We start from the raw sequence: 16,268 nt of genomic DNA, 5'->3' as shown, positions 1-16,268 counted from the left end.
GAAAGATAGGGATGAGAAGATGAAAAGATTTGATTCTTTTTCGGCCTTTGGTGCCGGGAGGGGAGATTTTACCCTTATCAAAGCGTTGAAAAGCCCTGGCCGGTTCCCCCTCACCATTGAAAAACTCCGCCGGATATGTGATAATTCACCTCGAAAATTAAGGCGGTGGTATACCTATGATCCGGGGAGAGTTGCTGAAAAAAGTATCCTCGGCGATAGGAAGGGTCGGCGGGGATATCGTAGTGGTGGGATATCTCTTCGGTTCCACCCTGAAACCATATAGGTTTAAAGGCGACCTCGATATCGGGCTTCTGATCGAGGAGGATGCCTTAAGGGAGGGAACCCTGAAAATTCGAAATAAAATCTATCTAAAACTTAGAGCCTTCCTGGAGAGGGAAGATATAAATGTGGTTATCCTGAACAACGCTCCGCCACTCCTAAGATATGCCGTGATAAAAGAGGGTATGCTGGTTTATGAGAAGGACGAGGAACGGCGGGTGGACTTTGAGGTCAAGACGATGCTGGAATATTTCGATTTCTCCCGTATAATGGAGATGTTCTGGCAAGATATGAGAGAGAGGATAAGGGATGGGAGATTTGCAGAACCATATCATTAAGAGATTGATGGGAATAGTGGAAACGGAGCTGATGCTTTTGAAGGGGAAGCAGAGGACCTCCCTTGAGGAATATATGAACGATTCAAGCCTGCATCGATATCGGCGCCAGGATAATATCGAGGATGTCCTTTAGAAAGGCGGAGAGCTATCATGATATCTTCGATATCTTATCTCAATACGGGATAATCGATCCGAATCTGAGGGATAAAATGCACGAGCTGGTGGGATTGAGAAATATTTTGGTGCATGAATATAGGCTTATAGAACACAGGGAGGTTTATAGGCATTTGCGGGAAAGCCCGATCGTTCTGGAGGAGCTGGGGGAAAGATAGCAGGATTTTTGGAACGACATGAAGAAGAGGGAGCTTGAGGGCGAGGTTAAAAGGGGGCTTACGGTCAAGGCGTTCATATTGTCGATGATCGCTTCCGTGATCATCGCCTTCTGGACGCAGCATAGCGAGCTCGTTATAGATAGCCCCAGTTTTAACAGCATTCATCCCTCCATCGCCGGGTTCTTCGCCGTCATATGTATCTCGCTGTTTCTAAACCCCATCCTGAGGATAATCCGGCGGGAATGGGCTCTGGATCAGAGGGAGATGCTGGTGATCTACTCGATAATGATCGTCGTAGGACCTATAGTTTCAATCGGCGGAGTTCATTTTCTACTGCCCACCCTGATCGCCCCCTACTATTACGCCACACCTGAAAACGAGTATGCGGAGCTCTTTCACGAATACATCCCCTCCTGGTTCGGCCCGAAGGATCCTGAGGTGATCAGGGAGTTTTATGAGGGAAGCTGGGGAGGTAAGGTGCCATGGGGAGCGTGGATCAAACCGCTTATGCTCTGGAGCCTTTTTCTGCTTGCCGTCTACTTCATCTTTATCTGTCTAAGCGTCATCATACGCAGACAGTGGGTCGAAAAGGAAAAACTCACGTTCCCGCTCGTGCAACTTCCGTTTGAGATGACCCGCAATCCCGGGCCGACAAGGATATTCAACCCGTTTTTCAGGAACGGTCTGATGTGGATTGGCTTTCTGATCCCCGTTATCCTCCACGGCATAAACGGCACACACAACTACATACCCTCTTTCCCTTGGATACACTATAAACATATCAACATCAACCGGTATTTCACCGAAAAGCCGTGGAGCGCTATGGGAAGGACCGAGCTGTCGTTTTATCCCTGCGTCATCGGGTTTTCGTATATCCTGACGGTCGATCTTTCCTTCAGTGTCGCCTTTTTTTATCTTTTTTCCAAGGCGCAGATGATATTCGGATCGGCTATCGGATGGACCGGCAAGAGCAGTTCCTCCCTGGCACAGTTTCCGTTTGTCGAGCAACAGGGAGGAGGAGCTTTTCTGGCCATAGCCCTTATAAGCCTGGTCGTCGCCTGGAGACACATAATTTCGGTTTTGAGGCGGGCTTTCCTGGGGGACAAGCGGGTAGATGACTCGGATGAACCGTTGCCCTATAGATGGGCAGTTTTGGGATATCTAGGGAGTTTCCTCTTCCTTGTGGGATGGAGCATGGCGGCGGGGATGTCGTTCGGCACGGCAGCCGTTTTTTTCCTCCTCTTCTCCCTCTTTGCCCTATCCCTGACAAGGATGAGGGTTCAGGCCGGACTTGGATGCGTCCACGGACCGATGACCGTGCAGGATCTGATGCTTGCAGTCCGGGGGACGAGGGGATTGGGGGTCAAAAACCTGACCGTGCTCTCCCACTATTTCTTCATGACGGGCGAGATGAGGGGTGTGATGTCCGTCATGCCGAGCCAGCTTGAGGGGTTCAGATTGGCACAGTATGCGGGGATAAACCCCCGCAGGTTGCTCCTGGGCGTGATGCTGGGATCGGTCATAGGGTTAGCCCTGGCGTATTTCGCCGCCCTCAGAACCATATACAGGTTCGGCGGGAACATACTCAACCATTGGCGTGTCAGATCGATGCCGCATATCCCATTCATTCAGCTCAGATCCATCCTCGTAAATCCCCGCGACGTGGATTGGGTAGGACTACAGTTCGTGGCGCTGGGAGCGGGTTTTACGCTCTTTTTGACCTTCATGCGTCTGAGGTTCCTATGGTGGATCTTCCACCCCGTGGGATATGCCGCCGCCTATACCGGCAGAACCATCCACTGGGTCTGGTTCCCGACCCTATTGGGATGTATTTTGAAATACGCCGCCCTCAAACACGGCGGCGCTAAAACCTACAGGAGATTTCTCCCATTCTTCCTGGGACTGATACTAGGCGATTTCTTCATGGGCGGATTCTGGGGGATAATAGGTCTCTCTTCGGATCAACCTGGATATCTGCTCTTCCCTTGAGAACTTCATATCCGCTGCAAGCGAATTCATAAAAAGTGAATGGCAGTTCAACCCTATATAGCCCCTGATCCATTGAAAATTCAGTTATTATCTGGTGTCAGCGCCTTGGCATACATATTGCTGAGCTGAAGGCTGTAAAGATCTCCTTTAAATTGATCGTGAATAGGAGGGTCGAAGGATGAAGGGTATATACGTTCTCGCGGGGATCCTCTGTCTCATGATGATCTTCGCTTTCTCCGCCAATTTGAGGGCGGAGCCAGTTGCTCAAGATGAGGGAAGTCAGGAGGTGACCAAAAGCCTTACCATATCGGATATCTCCATCCCTCATCTCCTCAGTTCCCTTAGGCTCAAGGTACAAACCAGGGCCGAGATAAAGATAACAAACCCTGATGACGGCACCGCGATCTTCCACAAGGAGTTCAAACAGCCTGGAAATCAGCTATCAACCTCTCATATCGTCTACTTCCCGGATGGCGGAACGTATCACGTCGAAGAGCATTATTTCATTGAGGCGATGCCAGATCTGCCGCTGCCTTTCCCTACCTTCGTCATCTTCAGGGCAGATCCGATCTTCGAATGGGACGCCGAGGTACCTTGTGAGGGCAATTACACTTTAAGCTTAGACGCCACATGGAATCCAGATTCATCCGTCGAGATAACGGGTTTCATATCGACGAACCCATCCCCTGTCACACTTAGTCACCTGCTTGATGGAGGAAGCGTGGACATCGAGATCGATTGGAGTCAAAACGATATCAATGTCGAGTTTGAAGGGCAGATCGACAAAATGACGAATATCGAAGGTGAGGAGGGGTGCGGATCGCCCGGCCCTGTCTCGGATCACCGTCCGATCATCTACGAGATCGAACCTGATAGCGGGGTAAAGGGGCAGGTAGTGGATGTTAAGATCACGGGGGCCAATTTCCTCGGCATCAGCGATCCAAGCCAGGTTTCCTTCGGAGATGGGATCGAAGTCTGCAGCGTGACGTTCGTCGATCCATGCACGATTTTCGTCAACATAGAGATATCACCTGATACCGAAGTGGGACCCCGCGATGTCACCCTGGCGAAAAGCGATGATTGTTATTACACGGCGGAAGGCGCATTTGAAGTCGAGGGCCTCAGAGTGGACAGAGTCATACCCTCTGTCGGGGCACCCGGAACGACTGTGGATGTTATCATCGTGGGCGCCGGGTTCGAGGACGACTCTGTGGTCACCATCGGAGATGACATAACCGTCAACGATGTTTGCCTCATCTCCGAGGGACAGATTAAAGCTAATATAACGATACCTTCCGATGCCTCTCCCGGACCCAGGGATGTCTGTGTGGAAAATCCCGATTGTGATCCGACCACGCTTGAAGGCGGCTTCAGGGTTTCAAGCCCAACCGTTCTCTCCATCCTACCTACCGATGATGAGGCTGATCGTGATGGATACCTGGATATAAGCGCCTGTGAGGGCGACGTGCTGACGTTGGGGATATACCTGAGAACGGAGGAGTGTGTCAACGGCATAGCGGCCTATCTCCATTACGATCCGGAGGTATTGACGGTAATCCCATATGACGGCAGACATGATCCCCCATTCGATCCGGCGGGATTCTTCGGCGATGGCTCGAAGGTGATGGAAAACAGATCGCCGTGCGACGGTCAGCTTAACTATGCTGAGGGCGCACCTGGGATGGGAAAGGACCCCGAGGGATTCGTGGCCTACTTCAGGGTTAAAGTAGTGCACGCCCCCGACGATAAGGTGACTGTGATCGACTTCGATCTCGATAGGGAGAACCACAGGATGACGGAGCTCTCCCTCCACAGCGGGGATTGCAATGATGACGGAACGGCATGCGGTAAAGACGAAACCCTCGTGCCCTTGACCGGAGGGCTTAGGATACATATCATACCGCCGGCTGAGATGTTCATCTCCGGGAAAGTTCGTCTCCAATCCAGAGTAAACCATTCCGCCTTCGTGAGGTTCGAGATCAAAAAGGATGGCGCGGTGGTGTGGAAAGATCAGATACAAACCGATGAGGATGGAAGTTATCATCTCAACGGCCTGTGCATACCTCCAGGTGAGTATGACGTGACGGCTAAAGCCCCCGGGTTCCTTAAAGGGAAGGTCGAGTGTGTAAGTATTCCGGCGATCAACGTCGATTTCTTCCTGTGCGGCGGGGACGTACAGGGCGGTAGGGATGAGTACGGGGATAACGACGTCGATCTCAAGGATTTCAGCAAGTTCGCAAGGGCCTTCGGCAAAGGGATGGACGATCCAGGATATATAGATATATGCGACCTGAATGGGAACGGGGTTGTTGATCTGCCCGACTTCGCCGTGTTGGCCTCTAACTTCGGTGCCACCGGAGCTAATTCTCCGATGTTGATGAACCCCGACATCAGGCTGGAGCTTGAACCGATGATAACCGAAAAGCCGAAGGTCGGTGACCCGGTGGTGATCTCACTAAAAATGGTTAGCGCGCAATCGCTCTACGCGTGTGCCTTCCAGATCGCTTACGATCCCACTAAGCTTCAGTTCCTCGGTGCCGATGAAGGTGAGATCCTCAAGAAGGCCGGTCTCGCCGTTCTTCACGTCAGGATTGAAAAACCCGGCCTCGTTACGATACTAGGCAGCTTAATCGGTGAGAGCAAGGGAATCGATGGAGATGGGGAGATAGCGAAGCTGAACTTCAGGCTGCTTTCAGGCTCCAGCGAGATCAGATTGAACGATCCGGCTGTGATAACGGTCGTGGGCCTGAACGATGGAGCCATGGTGAGGCTCCCCTCCCAATCCATAGCGCTCAACGCCATACCCGAAAGGATGATCCTCGGCCAGAACTATCCCAATCCATTCAACCCCGAGACCTGGATCCCGTTTGCCCTCTCCAACCCATCGGACGTCGTGATACGGATCTTCGACTCAGCGGGCAGGATCATCCGCACGATCGATCTTGGGATGAAAGAGGCGGGATTCTACATGGATAGAGGCAAAGCGGCATATTGGGATGGAAGGAACGATCTCGGTGAGAGGGTTTCGAGCGGCATTTACTTCTACCAGATTCAGGCCGGGGATTTCACAGCCACGCGCAGAATGCTCATCCTGAAGTGATGGAGGTTACAGGCCCGCGGGAGGCGGGGACGGAAAAGTTCTCCCGTCCCCGCTTCATCCTTCAGTTTAGGACTCACTGCCCTCGGTGGGGGTCGTTTCCTCTTCCCCTGCCTCGGATACCGGTGTTTCAGGGGCAACCGTCTCCCCTACCGTCTTGGGTTTCCTGAGGGCACACAGTAGAGCGAAGACGATCACGATGACGCCCACGACCAGGTAGTTGATCCAAAGCGCCGGATGACGAGCAGCTTCAGCCCCCTCCGCTGCTTTCTCGATCGGGAGCACCCAACTGGCGACGATGGCCCAGATGCCCATGACCACGTTCACCCAGCTCAGGTAATCCCTCCTCAGAGCTGTCCACAGGGCAAAGCCCAGGATAATGACACCAACTATCGTGAAGTTGATTCCCACGGCGGTTCTGGTGACCGGCAGGACGAAGCCCGCCACGATCATCCAGATACCAAGTACGAGGTTAACCCATCCCTGCCACATGACTTTGAACCTCCTTTATTTTTCATCGTGGAGGGAAAGGGGCATTACCTCCTCATCCCCCATCCCTGCGTAGAATATTATAATTCGATTCTGATTCAGAATCAATAAGTATTTTAGATTCAGAAAGAGGGTGTATAAGAAATCTATCGGAGGCTCAAGCGGCCAATGTCATCTCACCGGAAGGGGGTAAATATACGTCTCTTGAATCCGCCGCTGGATCGTTGTATAATCACCCGTGTAGGACGATTTCACCTAGTCGAGGTATCCTAATGTCTCAGATCAACAGGAGGTTAATCCTCAAATATGGCGGTATAGCGGCTGCCGGGGTAATCGTCGGCGGCTCGGTTATCACCTTCGGCGGATGTGAAGGGTGCACGGGCAGAAGATCCACCACCTATCAATGGGCAGAGACCAAGGGAAAGGCAAGTCGTATAGACCTTGAGGCTGTCGAAAGGGCTATGCGCGAAAGCAAGGACGTCACGGAGTTCGAACGAAAGGTCAACGAGATCTATCAGGGCGACGAGCTGGTGCTTATAGAGGTCAAAAACATAAGCCGCGATCTTCAAGAGGTTTCCGGATACGCCGATGTGAACGATAACGGACAGATAGACGATCAGGATGAGAAACTCTTCACCTTCAGGCGAAGGAACACACCTGATGGCGGGGCCGATTACACGATGATCGGTTATGGGCCGAACTACGGATATTATCACACAGGTCATCTCACCGAGACCCTGCTCAACACCTGGCTCTTGCTGAGGATACTCGACACGCCAAGATATACCACCATCCCCTACTATCACACCCCGCGCGATCGAGTGGTGATCATAAAACAGGAGCGCGAACGGTTTCGACGTTCCCCTCAGTATCGAAGACGTGTGACGACCAGAACCGGCACAGCCACGCGAAGGGCGAGCTCCACGGCCAGCAGATCAAGATTTGCGACCCGGCCGGGGACAACCATGAGGAGAGTCACCCGTCCGAGAACCACCACAAGATCGAGGTGGGGTAGTTTCCGATCCAGCTTTAGGCCCAGAAGATTCGGAGGTTTTAGGGGCTTTGGCGGTGGATTCCGAAGTTTCGGCGGCGGTTTCAGAGGTGGCGGGAGATAGGCCGATGATGCCCGTAAAGGAGGAGGATGAACTCTCCCTCTTCTACGTGGAGTCCATCTCGTCCGGATTTGAAAACCCCCTCATCCTCAGGATAACGCTGGGCGAGATGCCCCTGGCCGACGGATTTTACGCCTGTTTTGAGATGAACGATCTGCCCGAAGATATGAAGCTCGCTGAGCTCATAGATAGGGCCTCACATGCCGAGCTCAACGAGAGGGATATCAGGGTAAACCCTGACCTCCCCGATATCCTTGACTCCCTCAAAGCCCTCCTCAGGGAGCAGAGGGAAGGGCTTGTGGAGATCCGCTATTACCGTAACGGATTGGGAGAACCGATCGATCCAAACGGATACATGAGGGATTATCTAAATGGCGTGGAGATCAACGGACAAAAGCTTAACCTGATCGATCTCATCCTGGAGGTGAGGGAGGCATTCGACCCATTGGAAGGCATCCCCCCTTCCGAGAGGGAAGATCTTCTGTTTTCCCTCAGATCCGCCTTTCTCCTCTATAAGCTCAGCGGATCTGACCTCACCCTTGAAGAGGTCTCAGATCGGATCAAACCTATCGTGGATAACCTGATCGAGAACGGTCTTATCGAGGTCGTCGATAGAAGATATGTTCTGACTCCGGAGGGCCAGGAGGCGATTGAGCTTCTCTTTGAGGAGGCCTCATATTACACCGATAGATACGAGATATTCGGTGATGTGGAGTTCGAGGGAGATGAGATCAGATTTAACAGCGGCAATGGCGTAAATCTGATCGTCAGGGCGATGGAATGGGATGGTCTGCTGCCGCAGAGGGCGTTTTTCATCTTGTCCATCTACTTCGGCCACCTAGACGATCTGGAAAACTGGCAGGAGGAGATCTTCTCCGAGGATCTCCTCAGAGGGATCTTCTGGGATATCTTCCACTCGCCCTCTATAGACGAGATAGGCGAGGGGAGAATGGAGAGGATTATGATCACCGCCGAGAAACTCAGGAGGATGGGCGATGAAGAGGGGATTGAGAGGGAGATATAAGATCCTCATCCCCTTCGTCACCATGGCGATTTTGATTCCTCTCGCTTTGCTCCTTATCCCGCTTCCGAATGGGCTGTATCCTCCACTCTCGCAGGTGATTCGATTCCGCGATGGGTCGATTATGAGGGTCTACCTGAGTTCGGATGGAAAATGGCGTATATGGACGTCCCTGGAGGAGATAGACCCGCTGTTGGTTCGCACAACCATATGTTATGAGGATCGGTTTTTCAGGTGGCATCCGGGCGTTAACCCTTTCGCCATCATTCGGGCGATATGGCAGAATGCGCGAGCGGGCAGGATAATCTCCGGTGGATCGACCCTGACGATGCAGTTGGCCAGATTAGCGGAGCCCAAACCTCGAACGATATTCGCCAAGCTGCACGAGATGTTCCGGGCAGTTCAGTTCGAGCTTCGCCTGGGCAAGCGGCATATATTGGAGCTTTACCTCAACCACGCTCCATATGGCCGGAACTACGAGGGGGTAGGGGCGGCAGCGTTGGCCTATTTCGGAAAACCTCCAAAGGATCTGACACCCGCCGAGGTGGCTTATCTGGTGAGCCTTCCTCAATCCCCCACATCCCGTTGTTCGGGGACAGGCGATCCGCTGAGGGCGATCGAAGCTCGAAATCGGGTTTTAGCCCGTATGAGGAGGTATAACCTGATAGATGATAAGCAATATGAGGAGGCGTTGAGGACGCCCGTACCGGATCACGTCCGGAAGTTCCCCTTCCATGCCCCTCATGCCGCCGATTACCTCCGGCTGATCCACCCGAATGGGGTTGATATCCGATCGACCATCGATCCCAGGATTCAGCATATAGCCGAGGAGATCGCCAGAAGCCATGTCCCGAGGCTACGCGAGCTCGACGCTTATAACGCCAGCATCGTCGTCATGGAAAACGCCACACGTCAGGTTCGAGCGCTGGTCGGATCGCTCGATTACTGGGACGACGTCCATGGAGGGCAGATCATCGGTTTTGATGTGCTCCGCTCCCCCGGGTCCGCTCTGAAGCCGTTTCTATATGCGCTGGCACTTCAGGATGGCATCATCACTCCGGCTACAGCTCTGGAGGACGTGCCGGGAGATTTCAGCGGCTTTCGGCCCTCAAATTTCAACGGCAGGTATCGAGGTCTCGTGCCGGCTGAGCTCGCCCTGGCTTATTCCCTGAATTACCCTTTCGTAGATCTTCTGAGACGGACGGGCTATCGGAGGTTTCTCTCGTTTCTGGAGAGCGCCGGGTTGGCGAACGGAAAGAGGCATGATTACGGTTTAACCCTCATTACAGGCGGTATGGAGGTTCGGCTTTTAGATCTGACCAATCTCTACGTCACCCTTGCACGCGACGGCAGACATGGATCACCTCGCCTTACGGAAGGCGATAGGTTAAGGGAGAAGGAGCTTCTAAACCCCGGTGCCGTATCGCTGACCCTCCGCGCTCTATCGCTTAGAGGGCGTCCCGATGCCCCCAAAGCACATAACCTTCTGAGCTCGAATGTGATTGTCTACTGGAAAACCGGCACCTCATGGGGACGGCGTGACGCGTGGTGTATAGGACTCACACATGATTTCACCGTCGGCGTCTGGGTCGGCAACTTCTCAGGCAAGGGGGCAGAGGGAATTGTGGGGGCTGAAGCGGCCGCGCCTATAACTTTCGACATCCTCGCCGCCCTCGGCTCCAAGGTCAAAGAGATCCCAATGGCGTATGATCACTTAGTTCAGATTCCGGTCTGTTCCCTTTCCGGACTACCTCCCTCCGACCACTGCCCGGAGACCAAAAAGGTTTGGGTTGTGCGAGATCGAATTCCGTCGCGAAGATGCCCCTTCCATAAGGCCTTCCTGGTTGAGGCGAGGACCGGCTATCGGGCTTGCCCGTGGAAGCGATATCGTCCCGGAGAGGTGGTCTGGCGGACTTTCACGATATATCCTCCGCTTGTAGCTGCCGTCATGGGGCTTAAAGGCGCCCCTCCTCCTCTGCCACCCGGCTGCGGCGGAGAGGTGACGAGGACGGGACTTCGCCTCATACATCCCACGGACGGATCAAGCTACCTCATGACGCGAGGGATACGAAACACGGGTCAGATTCCGCTCCAGGCCTACACAGATGCTGGCGATGGGAGGATCTATTGGTTCGCTAACGATCAATTCATCGGGCGAACCAAATCGGGAGAGACCTATCTCCTCAGGGCGCAGCCGGGTGAACTGCGGATCGCCGCCGTCGATAGCGCCGGAAACACCGCCCGCGCCCGCATCACCATCCATTCTCTCTAGAGCAATTGAATTTTCCATTTGTTCTTTCAACTATCCGCCGGGCCTGAGAGGATCATATGAGGCTGCATTCGATTTCCAATAACGCCGCCTATATCGGTATCCCCGCCTTTCGGTTGTACGTTTTCCACGCCAATCTGTATAGCGGGTTTAAACGTCTCTTAATTCCAGCGGATTTAACCAGGTCGAGCCATTTGAGTTCGGCCTCAACAGCTTCATCGTAACACTTCCGCACGAAAGCCGTACGGGTTGAGACATCTCCATCAGCTAGATCAAGCGCCTGAGCTATGAACCGTTCCTCCAAGATATCCCGCTCGGATTGGAAAAGTTCGACGCGATGCTCATAATCCTTGAGCACGGTTCGATGCAATTCCTCGTGACGCCAGAAGAGCGTTGACGGATCATATATGCCCGTTGGTTTCGGTCCCATAGACGGCAGCGGTGTATCCAACCAGACGGGTTTGAAGATGCTGGTACAGGGCGCCGCTGTACCGGTGAAGAAGCACATGGGATGTTTGGGATGCAGATGACAGATCAGCGAGCCGGTGGTCTGACTGCCGCGTATCGGGCCGAAACCTGCATGCATACAGATGTTTGTCCCGGTCAATCCACGATCCGGCCGCCAATTTCCATCGGCATCCTCGCCATGATCGCGCAATATCTCTGTCATCGTCCGCACGGTGATGGCATTCTGCCGTCTCATAAGCAAATCCATACTTCGTTTGCGGCGCTTGCGACAATCGCTGAGCTTCGTATAGAGGAAATCCGAATAACAGCGTGCAAAGTCGAACTCCCTCTGGCTTTTGCACCATCCCTTCCGCACGGCATAGCGAATCAGATCCGGCGAGGCGAGATCCCATTCATCGGTGATCGTCAGGCCGTTGGAGATCGTATAGATGCCCTTTACCTTTTTGGCAGCCCAGTGAGGTCCGGCTGTCTCAAGCACCCAGGCTTCCTGTGGATCTGCTATGAGGAAACTGTTATGATAATAAAACCTATGCTGAAATCCGCAGTTTCCGCCCTGGCCGTATTTATCCAGCAGATCGGTTATCACGTTGACCGCCTCGATGGCTGTCCTGGCGCGTTCCAGCGCAAGGCGCAGCAGATCCATACCTGTCAGACCGCCCTTTTTGTTGTAGGGCTCCTTGGTGAAAACCGCCTCATTGCCAATGGCAAGGCCGTATTCGTTGACGCCCATCTCCGCGCCCCAAATCCAGAACGGTTTGGCCAGCAGTACCGCGTACGTGTGCGACACTTGGGGCACTTCGATATACGTGCAACGGACATTGGTATCGGGCGGATGGTCCGCGGCCGGCACATAGATCACCTGATGTGCCTCATTCGGCTCCCGATCGGAATTCTTGGCGAATATGGTCACACCATCGGCGGTTACGTCGCTGGTGGCGACCATCGTATCGCAGCTGAGGAATATCATACGTGCTGACATCCCTCACCTCACAATTCCCTCTTTATTCCCAGCGCCAACAGCGGCCATATATCCGCTGTTGGATGAAGTCTTAAAGCTACTTAAAATACTTTCCAATTCTATGTAATCGGTTATAATCCCATCAACCGGAAGGTCCGCAAACCTCTTAGCGTCTTCTTCCCCGTTTAAAGCACATCGGCCTTGATGGCGTTGGTAGTGCCGGGGATATCGGTCGGAAGGCCGGCCACGATCACCACCCTGTCCCCTTTGGAGACCATACAGGAGCGAAGGGCGACCTGTTTGGCCCTTTCGATCAGCCGGTCCGTATCTGATATCTCCTCTATCAGGAAGGGATACACGCCCCACATCAACGTCAGCCGTCTCAGGGTCGTCTCCCTGGGCGTGACGACGATTATCGGCGCGTGGGGCCGATATTTCGCGACGAGCCTGGCCGTCTGACCGGATCGGGTGCAGCAGATGATGGCCTTTGCGCCGATATCCAAGGCGATGTAACAGGCAGCGTGGCTTATGGCGTCCGGCACATCCTCCTCAGGTGTCATCCTCCGCTCCTCCATCATCCCGACGTAATCTATCGCCTCCTCAGCCTTACAGGCCACCTCTGCCATCACCTCAACCGATTTGACGGGAAATCTCCCGATAGCCGTCTCGCCCGAAAGCATCACTGCATCCGTCCCGTCGAATATCGCATTGGCTATGTCGCTCACCTCCGCCCTCGTCGGATAAGGCTGCTGGATCATGCTCTGTAACATCTGCGTGGCCGTGATGACCGGTTTCCCCTGTCCGTTCGCCTTGCGGATGATCTCCTTCTGAACGACCGGCACATCGCTAAGCGGTATCTCCACACCCAGATCTCCCCTAGCGACCATCACACCGTCGGAGACTGTGATTATCTCGTCCATCCTCTCCACCGCCTCGTGTTTCTCCATCTTCGCTATCACGTGCACATCCATCCCGCTCCTCTCTATCCTCTCCTTAACGTTCAGGATATCCTCGGCGGATCGGACGAACGAGACGGCGACCCAATCGACGCCGTGTTTCAATCCGAACTTCAGGTCTCTTATATCCTTCTCCGTCACGGATGGCACGCTCAGTGAGACACCCGGCACATTTATCCCCTTGTGAGAGCTCAGCTCGCCCCCGACCACCACCTCACATCGCACCTCGATCCCGTCGGTATCCAGAACCCTTAGCTCCATCTCGCCGTCGGCGAGCATTATCCTATCTCCCCTTTTGACATCTCCGGCGAGCTGGGGATGGCTTATCGGTATTCGACCCTGCGATTCAGCTTTATCCTCGCCGCTCAGTATGACCTGGCTTCCTACCTTGAGCTCGATTGTCCCTTCGATCTCGCCCACCCTTATCTTCGGACCGCATAAATCCTGCATTATCGCTATCGGGATGCCGGTCGCTCTGGAAGCCTCCCTCACGGCCCTCATCTGGAGCAGATGTTCCTCATGGGTGCCGTGTGAAAAGTTTATCCGGGCGACGTTCATCCCGCTCTCGATCATCCTTTGGATGGTCTCCAGATCATTGCTGGCAGGGCCTATCGTGCAGACGATCTTCGTTCGCTTCAAAGCTTACACCTCACCCAGCACGGTGCAGGGCATACTGTCGACCCCCTCCACGAAAAGGGGGACGACGATCACCCTCTTCAGCCTCGAAAGATCCTGATCTAGATTCATATCCTCCACGATCAGCACGTATCTTGAGCCGTAGCCCTCGCATCCGGTCAGGATACGATGTGTCAGGACGCTTTCCCCCGGGAAGGCGGGCGATCCGACCGATACGCAATCTACGCCCACACATCTGACCTCCTTGAGTTCCTCGACGATGAAACTGGCGGCGTCGGGTGAGAGGCAAGGGGATCGACGGCTGAACTTCTGGGGATCTTTACTGCGGATTCGAGCATATCCGGTCCGGATGAGGAGCATATCGTATCCTGAAAGGTCGCCAAACCCTTTGATCTCATCCAGCTCAATCAACGACGGCCCCTCCTTTGGTATGTCGAGCACCTTGGGCGATCGGAAGACCAGCTCATCCGGTGAGAAATCAGCTATGGGCCTGCCATTGGGGTTGAAATGGTTGGGAGCGTCGATATGGGTTCCGTCGTGATTCCCAAACTCAATCAGATAGGTCTGACATACGCCCGTCTCGAAGGACGATCTTTGATGGATCTTCAGCGAGACCTCCCGTCCAAAGGCGGGATCTTCCTCTCTAAGCACATGTGAGAGCATTATAAACATTCCATTCACCTTTGAAATCAATAAATTTTTCTCTGGCTTCTAATAGGGATGGTTCATATCCCCCAGGAATCGCTGAAGGTTACAATATTCTTATCCTCTCATCACCCCCAAAGCATCAAGCTGCTTTGGCCTCCCCCTTACCCACCAGCCCGTCTAACACCTCAGACCATCTCAGAACTTCATTACACCCTGCTATCTGCACCAGCTCCCTCCTCTCCTCTTTCTCCTGGGAAAGATGTGATGATTCCAATAAAGTTGTAACAACGGTCCAAGCCATATATTTTTTGTGGATTGGTGAGGTATTGTACCTCATTTGGAGGTTCCCATTCAAAGCCAGATAGGCTGAGGCTGATGGGCTGATCTCAGGTTCCCTACGTTTAGGATCAAGAGCCGAGCTCGATCGCCGCCTCGAACATGGCCTCGATGTTTTCAGGTGGAACTCCTATCTGGATGTTATGTACCTGGTTGAAGACATATCCTCCGCCGGGGGCGAAATCCTCTATCCTCCTTTTGACCTCCTCCCTGACCTGATCGGGAGTGCCAAAGGGGAGGACATGCTGTGTATCGCATCCGCCGCCCCAGAAGACCAGATCTCTCCCGAACTCCCTTTTAAGTCTGGCACTATCCATGTCCTTAGCGGCAACCTGAACGGGGTTGAGTATGTCCACGCCGATCTCGATGAAATCGGGGATAAGCTCATAGACTGAACCGCACGAGTGGAGGAACAGCTTTGCGTTGGAGTGATCCTTTATGTATCTGTAGAGCTTCGCCTGCCTCGGTTTGACCATCTCCCTGTAAAGCTGGGGCGATATCTGGGGGCCTGTCTCCATGCCCAGATCATCTCCCACGACGATCACGTCCACCCGATCGCCCACCGCTTCGATATACTGCCTGAACCTCTCGATATGCATCTCGACGAGCTTATCCATCAGGTATCCGGCGAACCTTTTATCGGCGGCGAGATCCATCATGAAGGTATCCCATCCGCGCAATCCCTGAGCTGCTTCATAAACGCTCCCGAAAAACCCCGCCTCCACTATCGCGTAGCCGCTTTCCTGGAGCTTATCCACGTTATCCTTCAATGTTGAGAGGAGTTCACGGGGCAGCTCATACTGCCAATCATATCCTTCTATATCTTCGATGCTTTCCGCATTCCGGAGCGGATGATATACGTCGTCGAAGTAGAAGCCGCCGGGGGGCATTCGGGATACCACACGTCCCGTCTCATCCCTGACGACCTTCGACCCGTCCGGCAAAGTTTCGGGATTGAACCAATCGGGAATCAGACAGGGTGAGCCATCTGTGAGCTTTCCTTCTTTCCACGATGTGATCATATCCCATTTCCTGGCCTCGGGCAGGGTGGGCCTAACGTCCACGCCGATCTTCTGCAGCACGGGCTCTTCGACAAGAGCTAGCTGCTGTTTCCAATCGTGAACCTTCACCAGTCCGTCCAATCCCCATCTCATCTTAAGCTGTCTGTAAGGCACGGCCATGATGCCGGTGACTATGGTGGAGCCCAGATCTATAGGAACGCGATCGGGCTCCCTATGGTTGATCGCAGCTAAAACCCTTTCCCTCGGTGTCATCTTATATCACCTGTGATCTCCTCCATCGAAGCGGCTTACATCGGAGGAACGAGGAGAAAGAAAATC

At 53.6% G+C, this 16,268-nt stretch carries 13 protein-coding genes; 7 read left to right on the top strand and 6 right to left on the bottom strand.

Going from position 1 to position 16,268, the window contains the following annotated elements:
* The first annotated feature begins 176 nt into the window (after window positions 1-176).
* The 4 genes from J7M22_14095 to J7M22_14080 all read left to right on the top strand — a co-directional run bounded on the left by J7M22_14095 (window position 177) and on the right by J7M22_14080 (window position 6,038).
* Complete coding sequence (locus J7M22_14095; protein ID MCD6507735.1) at window positions 177-617, top strand: hypothetical protein; 441 nt, start codon at window positions 177-179, stop codon at window positions 615-617.
* 122 nt (window positions 618-739) lie between these two features.
* On the top strand, window positions 740-949 hold the full coding sequence (locus tag J7M22_14090; protein ID MCD6507734.1) for a DUF86 domain-containing protein: 210 nt from the start codon (window positions 740-742) through the stop codon (window positions 947-949).
* An 18-nt stretch (window positions 950-967) separates the two neighbouring features.
* Entirely contained in the window at window positions 968-2,938 is a 1,971-nt protein-coding gene (locus J7M22_14085; GenBank protein MCD6507733.1) for a hypothetical protein, read from the top strand.
* A 178-nt stretch (window positions 2,939-3,116) separates the two neighbouring features.
* Window positions 3,117-6,038, top strand: coding sequence for a T9SS type A sorting domain-containing protein (locus J7M22_14080; GenBank protein ID MCD6507732.1), 2,922 nt, complete (start codon window positions 3,117-3,119; stop codon window positions 6,036-6,038).
* A gap of 66 nt (window positions 6,039-6,104) precedes the next feature.
* Here the strand turns inward: J7M22_14080 and J7M22_14075 are convergent, their stop codons facing one another.
* Complete coding sequence (locus J7M22_14075; GenBank protein MCD6507731.1) at window positions 6,105-6,527, bottom strand: SPW repeat protein; 423 nt, start codon at window positions 6,525-6,527, stop codon at window positions 6,105-6,107.
* Window positions 6,528-6,796: 269 nt separating this feature from the next.
* On the opposite strand from J7M22_14075, the gene J7M22_14070 reads away from it, so the two are divergent.
* The 3 genes from J7M22_14070 to pbpC are packed head-to-tail and all read left to right on the top strand — an operon-like array spanning window position 6,797 to window position 10,929.
* Window positions 6,797-7,639, top strand: a complete 843-nt coding sequence (locus J7M22_14070; GenBank protein ID MCD6507730.1) for a hypothetical protein — start codon at window positions 6,797-6,799, stop codon at window positions 7,637-7,639.
* Complete coding sequence (locus tag J7M22_14065; GenBank protein ID MCD6507729.1) at window positions 7,593-8,660, top strand: hypothetical protein; 1,068 nt, start codon at window positions 7,593-7,595, stop codon at window positions 8,658-8,660. Before J7M22_14070 ends, J7M22_14065 begins: the two co-directional genes overlap by 47 nt.
* Window positions 8,632-10,929, top strand: a complete 2,298-nt coding sequence (pbpC, locus tag J7M22_14060) for a penicillin-binding protein 1C (protein MCD6507728.1) — start codon at window positions 8,632-8,634, stop codon at window positions 10,927-10,929. The genes J7M22_14065 and pbpC overlap by 29 nt, the downstream gene beginning before the upstream one ends.
* A gap of 88 nt (window positions 10,930-11,017) precedes the next feature.
* On the opposite strand, the gene J7M22_14055 is transcribed toward pbpC, so the two are convergent.
* The 5 genes from J7M22_14055 to J7M22_14035 form a co-directional block, all read right to left on the bottom strand.
* On the bottom strand, window positions 11,018-12,373 hold the full coding sequence (locus J7M22_14055; GenBank protein ID MCD6507727.1) for a C69 family dipeptidase: 1,356 nt from the start codon (window positions 12,371-12,373) through the stop codon (window positions 11,018-11,020).
* Between the two features lie 164 nt (window positions 12,374-12,537).
* Window positions 12,538-13,947: a pyruvate kinase gene (gene pyk / locus J7M22_14050; GenBank protein ID MCD6507726.1), complete on the bottom strand. Its 1,410-nt coding sequence runs from the start codon at window positions 13,945-13,947 to the stop codon at window positions 12,538-12,540.
* 3 nt (window positions 13,948-13,950) lie between these two features.
* A complete protein-coding gene (locus J7M22_14045; GenBank protein MCD6507725.1) occupies window positions 13,951-14,616 on the bottom strand; it encodes a cyclase family protein in 666 nt (221 codons plus the stop codon).
* Window positions 14,617-14,731: 115 nt separating this feature from the next.
* Window positions 14,732-14,929, bottom strand: a complete 198-nt coding sequence (locus tag J7M22_14040) for a hypothetical protein (protein ID MCD6507724.1) — start codon at window positions 14,927-14,929, stop codon at window positions 14,732-14,734.
* A 70-nt stretch (window positions 14,930-14,999) separates the two neighbouring features.
* The gene (locus J7M22_14035; protein ID MCD6507723.1) at window positions 15,000-16,202 is read right to left on the bottom strand and encodes a methyltransferase; all 1,203 of its coding nucleotides are present in this window, start codon (window positions 16,200-16,202) and stop codon (window positions 15,000-15,002) included.
* Window positions 16,203-16,268 lie beyond the last annotated feature (66 nt).

Source organism: Candidatus Poribacteria bacterium (genome assembly GCA_021162805.1).
Classification (GTDB): domain Bacteria; phylum Poribacteria; class WGA-4E; order B28-G17; family B28-G17; genus JAGGXZ01.
This window is presented reverse-complemented; position numbering and strand designations above follow the sequence as displayed.